Source organism: Flavicella sp., from assembly GCF_037132785.1.
Classification (GTDB): Bacteria; Bacteroidota; Bacteroidia; order Flavobacteriales; family Flavobacteriaceae; genus Flavicella.
Genome location: NZ_JBAHZZ010000113.1, coordinates 1 through 5,595, shown reverse-complemented (window position 1 = coordinate 5,595; position 5,595 = coordinate 1). Strand labels below are relative to the sequence as shown.

3 protein-coding genes and 1 pseudogene are annotated in these 5,595 nt (G+C 33.3%); all 4 read left to right on the top strand.

Features of this window, described 5'->3' with window-relative positions:
* Positions 1 to 538: pseudogene (locus V5787_RS07645) on the top strand (hypothetical protein); the annotation flags it as partial.
* Between the two features lie 9 nt (positions 539 to 547).
* A complete protein-coding gene (locus V5787_RS07640) occupies positions 548 to 2,257 on the top strand; it encodes a RagB/SusD family nutrient uptake outer membrane protein (RefSeq protein ID WP_336892661.1) in 1,710 nt (569 codons plus the stop codon).
* Between the two features lie 34 nt (positions 2,258 to 2,291).
* Positions 2,292 to 2,783 carry a RagB/SusD family nutrient uptake outer membrane protein gene (locus V5787_RS07635; protein WP_336892660.1) on the top strand — a complete coding sequence of 164 codons (492 nt, stop codon included), beginning with the start codon at positions 2,292 to 2,294 and terminating at the stop codon, positions 2,781 to 2,783.
* Between the two features lie 261 nt (positions 2,784 to 3,044).
* Complete coding sequence (locus tag V5787_RS07630; RefSeq protein ID WP_336892659.1) at positions 3,045 to 5,366, top strand: GH92 family glycosyl hydrolase; 2,322 nt, start codon at positions 3,045 to 3,047, stop codon at positions 5,364 to 5,366.
* The last annotated feature ends 229 nt before the right edge of the window (positions 5,367 to 5,595 follow it).

Genomic DNA, 5,595 nt, shown 5'->3' with positions numbered 1-5,595 from the left:
TATTAAAATTATAGACAAAAACAATGATGGTGTTATCAATGATAATGATAGAGTTAGAAATGATAAAACATCAACACCTGAATGGGTGTTCGGTTTGAGTACAGGTTTGACCTATGAAAATTTTGATTTGAATCTGTTTTTTCAAGGACAAGCAGGTGCTGTTAACTATTTCAGGAGATTTAAAGGTTTAGGAACGACTGAACCAGCAAATTCCTATGTGCAGAGAGCGGAAGATAGGTGGACATTAGATAATCCTGATGGAGCTATGCCAAGAGCTCGACATAATGATATAGGGAATACTACTTTCTTTTTGTATGATGCTTCATTTATTAGATTGAAAAGTGCAGAGATTGGTTATCACTTACCAACAATGTTAACATCAAAAGTAAAATTAGAAAATGTTAGATTTTATATAAATGGATCTAATTTACTCACTTGGGCCAAAGAGATAGATTTTACTGATCCTGAAGTGAGTGGTCAAACGATTTACTATCCACAACTTAAAGTAATCAATTTTGGTTTCAATATTAAATTTTAAATAAAAAAAATGGAAAAAATACTTTATATAATAACAGCAATAATTTCACTTTATTCATGTAACGATGATATTCTTGATATTGATCCGACAGATCGTATTACGGAAACTGAAGTATGGACAGATGCAGCATTAATTAGAGCATACCATAATCATATCTACAGTGGTATTCAAGTTGCAAAAGGTTCAAATATGATGGCCAAGGCAACCGATGAAATGTGTTTTAATGATGTGAGTCGATATCCTGGTCCAATATTAAACGCAACGCTTAACTCTGATAATATAAGTGATAGGACAAATCATAGAGGTGGTGGTAGTGTCAATACATGGATTAACGACTACAGTCTTATTAGAGAAATATTAATATTCCTAGATAAAATGAAATTTGATGAGGTATTGTCAGAGGAAGAACGTACGGTTTTAGTCGCTGAAGCAAGAGTTATTCGTGCCTATATGTACTTCAGGTTAACTGTAAGGTATGGAGGAGTTCCTATTGTAGAAGAAATTTACGATTTAGATAATATTCCTGTGCTAACAAGGAATACTATTGATGAATGTGTAGAATACATAGAATCGGATATTACTGCGGCAATGTCTGATCTTCCAAATGCTATTCACGCTGATGAATCTGATTTTGGAAGAGTAACTCAATCGGCTGCCAAAGCGATACTTTCTAGAATGTATTTATATACGGCAAGCCCTTTGTTTAATCCAGAAAATGACATAACAAAATGGCAAAAGGCAGCAGATGCAGCATTTGATTTAATTAATGATAATTTATTTTCTCTTCATCCTGATTACACAACACTTTTTAATGCAGAATCTGGAGCGGTTAATAATGAATTGATATGGAGTAGGAATTATACTTCTACAAATTATCATTCTCAACCGATGTATATGCTTGGTCGTAGGTGGGGTGCTTATGGGGGTTGGGCTGCCGCTGGTGGACCATCTCAAAATTTGGTAAATGATTACGACATGGTAAATGGAGAACCTGCATTTAACAAAGTGAATTTTGTAAATACTACAGTAAATTTGGCTTCAGGATACGATCCGCAGAATCCATATGCCAATCGTGACCCTCGTTTATATCAATCTGTAAATTTTGATGGAACTGAATATCATGGAGAAACTCTTGAGAAGTGGGTTGCATCAGATGAAGCAACATGGGGATATGATTCTTATAAAGAAAGTGGAGATAATCCTCGTAGTAATTATACATTGAGAAAATTTATGCCCGGAGTTGAAGTCGATTTGAGTTGGGCTGATAATTACACCTCTCCTTTTACTTTTTTCAGATTGGGTGAAATATACCTTAACTATGCAGAAGCTATGTTTGAACTTGGAGATGAAGCAACTTGCAGACAGTATCTAAATTTAATAAGAGCTAGACCTACAGTGGGTATGCCAGAAATTTCTAATACTGTTACTGGAGAAAATCTTAGACAAAGACTGTATAATGAAAGACGAATTGAATTGGTTTTTGAAGAACATAGATACTTTGACGTAAGAAGATGGGGTATTGCTCAGTATACAGAAGTTGTAGATTTATTTGGATTAGATATCATTAAAGATGTTACTACAGGTGTAAAAACCTATACACCTGTTCTGTTGTTTGATAGAGTGTGGGATGATAGATTGAATTTTATTCCCGTTAATAGATCCGAGATTTTAAGAACTAACGGAACTATTACTCAAACTCCTGGGTACGATGATCTCTAAGGGTTAGCTTGAATCCAAGGAATATTCATTTGTAGTGCCAAATGATATTACAGGAACGAGATATTTATATACTTTAAACCCAAATCAATATATTCACTTTCCTATTTTTAAGAAATTTGATGATGAAATTATTCAATCAGAAGCAGAGGGTAGTCGTGATACTTTTGTTTTTAGAGTTGCAGGCGCACATTTGTTGGCAGCAGAGGCGCATTTAGGCGCAGGAAATACGACTTCAGCATTGTCACATTTAAATATAGTTAGAGAGCGCGCAACAGGAGTAGCAAATCATTATACATTAATATCTATTGATGAAATATTAGATGAACGTGTATTAGAACTAGCAGGTGAAGAGAATAGATGGACCGTGTTAAAACGTACAGGTAAATTAGTAGAACGATTAGAAATGCATAACCCTCATTATATGGATCACGGAGTATTTGACTCTGGTCAACATTATTTGCGTCCTATTCCTAATAATGAATTGGTGATTTCTCCTGATACAATGACGCAAAATTCTGATTATTAGTTTCTTAATCAAGAGTCGTTCTGGATTAGAAAAGAAAGTTAATTTTGTTAGATAAATATAGGTAGTCCTATTTTTTAAGCTGCTATATTTAATTGATGTATAGAAAAGTGACAAAATTAAATTAAGGATAGTACTAATTTTATAAATTAAGTCCTTTGACTTTCAATTAAACTTATTGACTCCAAAAAGAGACGTTGCAATAATTGAAAGGAAAGGATTTACAAAGACTTGTTTAAGTTAAAAAATTAAAAATTGAAAGACATGAAATTAAAACATATCTTTAAAAGTGAACTAATCATAGTAGGCGCAGTATTTCTACTTCTGACATCATGTGAAGAAGAGCTGAAAACTGTCGTGAATACAAAAAGGTATAGCATAGTTGATAAGGTGTATCCATTACTTGATACTGAGAATTCAAGATGGTTTTTCTTTTCGTCAGCAAGCAGACCTTTTGGAATGGTGAATTTAAGTCCAGACACTGAAATTGACGGTGCTTGGAGCAGTGGCTATCGTTATAAAGTAGACACAATTAAAGGCTTTAGTCATATTCATGCGTGGCAAATATCAGGATTATCTGTTATGCCAGTAGTACTATCAAAAGAAAATGAAAAAAGTGTTTATTTAGATTTTTATTCAAAGTTTAGTCATGAAAAAGAATTGATAAAACCAGGTTATCATTATCTAGAGTTAGATAGGTATAATATTAAAGTGTCATTAACCAGTACAACTCGAGTTGGGTTTCATAAATATGAATTCCCGAAAAATGAAAGAGGAGCAATTTTATTCAACTTAAACACCAAATTAGGACCTTGTAAAAATATAGAAGGGAAATTGCAAAAAATAAGTGATTATGAGTTGTCTGGTAAGTTCATTGCTGCTCCAACCCACCGAAGACCAAAACCATTAACAATATTTTTTAAAATTCATTTAGATACAAAAGTTGAGTCTGTTGAATTGGACGAGATAACGGGGAGTTATTTAATAAAATTAGAAAAAACAGACAAGCCTGTTTTAATGAAAGCAGGTGTTTCATATACATCAATAGAGAACGCGACTAACAATATAAAAAAGGAACTCCCGAAATGGAATTTTGAGAATGTTGTAAATGAATCAAAATCAGAATGGGAGCGTTTATTAGGTAGGATTATTATAGAAGGAGGTTCAGAAATAGATCAAAGAAGGTTTTATACTGACTTATGGCACGCATTGCAAGGGCGAAGAATTATAAGTGATGCTAATGGTGAGTATCCAGATAATACTGGTGACAAATTTAGAGTTGGGCAGCTACCATTAAATGAAAACGGTACACCTAAATTTAATCATTATAATTCTGATTCTTTTTGGGGTGCACAATGGACTATAAATACTTTGTGGGGACTTGTATACCCAGAGATAAAGAAGGAATTTGTGCAATCACTGTTGCAATATCAAAAAGATGGAGGTCTAATACCTAGAGGTCCATCTGGAGGTAATTATACCTATGTTATGACTGGAGCATCTAGCACCCCTTTCATTGTCAGTGCAATTCAAGAAGGGTTAATCACTAAAGATCTAGAGTCCATATACCAAGTACTCAAAAAAAACCATATGGCAGGGGGTATTATGGAAAAGTCTGGTTATGAACATAGAACAAACCTTGGTGGAGGACTAAAGTATTATATGGAGAATAATTATGTTCCTTATCCTATTCCAGAGGGTACATTTGGTGGTCATCAAGATGGCTCCAGCCTTACTATGGAATACGCATATCAAGATTGGACCTTGGCACAGTTAGCCAAAAAATTAGGCAATCAAGACGATTATTATTATTTCATGAACCGTTCAGCAAATTTTAAAAATGTTTATGATAAAGTTTCTGGCTGGATGCGCCCTAAAGATGTAAATGGCAAATGGTATGAAAATTTTGATCCTTATAAATACAAAATCGGATTTATAGAAGCTAATGCAGCACAAGCAACTTGGTTTGTGCCTCACAATTTAAAAGGATTAGCAAAATTGATGGGAGGAAATGAAGAAGCTGTTAAAAAATTAAATAGTCAATTTGAAGAAGCTGAAAAATTAAATTTTAGTGCAGGAACCTCACATGAGCTTGAAGAACATCCTGAATACAGAAGAATTCCAATTAATTTTGGAAACCAACCATCCATACAAACGTCACATATTTTTAATCAATTAGAAAGGCCAGACTTAGCCCAATATTGGACACGAAATGTAGTTCGTAAAACATTTAGTGGTTTGTCTCCATCATCTGGTTATAATGGAGATGAAGACCAAGGATTAATGGGGAGTTTAGCTGTATTGATGAAAATTGGTTTGTTTCAAATGAATGGTGGTACAGAGAGTAATCCATCGTATCAAATAACAAGTCCTATCTTTGATAAAATATCAATCAAATTAAATAAAGATTATTATCCTGAAGGTGTGTTTGAAATTGAAACTATTGATAACAGCCCAGAAAATGTATATGTAAATAAAATGGAGCTCAATGGTGATGTTTTAAACACGAATGAAATTAAGCACAGTGATATAATTAATGGAGGTTTTTTACTGCTAAATATGGAGCCAAATATCGACAATAATTAATTTCTAACCGTGAAAAATCCAATTGATTCCCACCCTATAAATTAAACTAGAAATAATGAGTTCAAAATTAAAGATTACCATTACTTGGATTTTCAAGAAATTTAAAAAGATTGATATAGGTCATAAGATGGAATCTCATTACAGACACCATATTTGAGTATGCCTATTTTCGTTTTACTTTTCGTTGTATAACTAGCATAATGAGTTGTACGATTAATGCAGACCATAT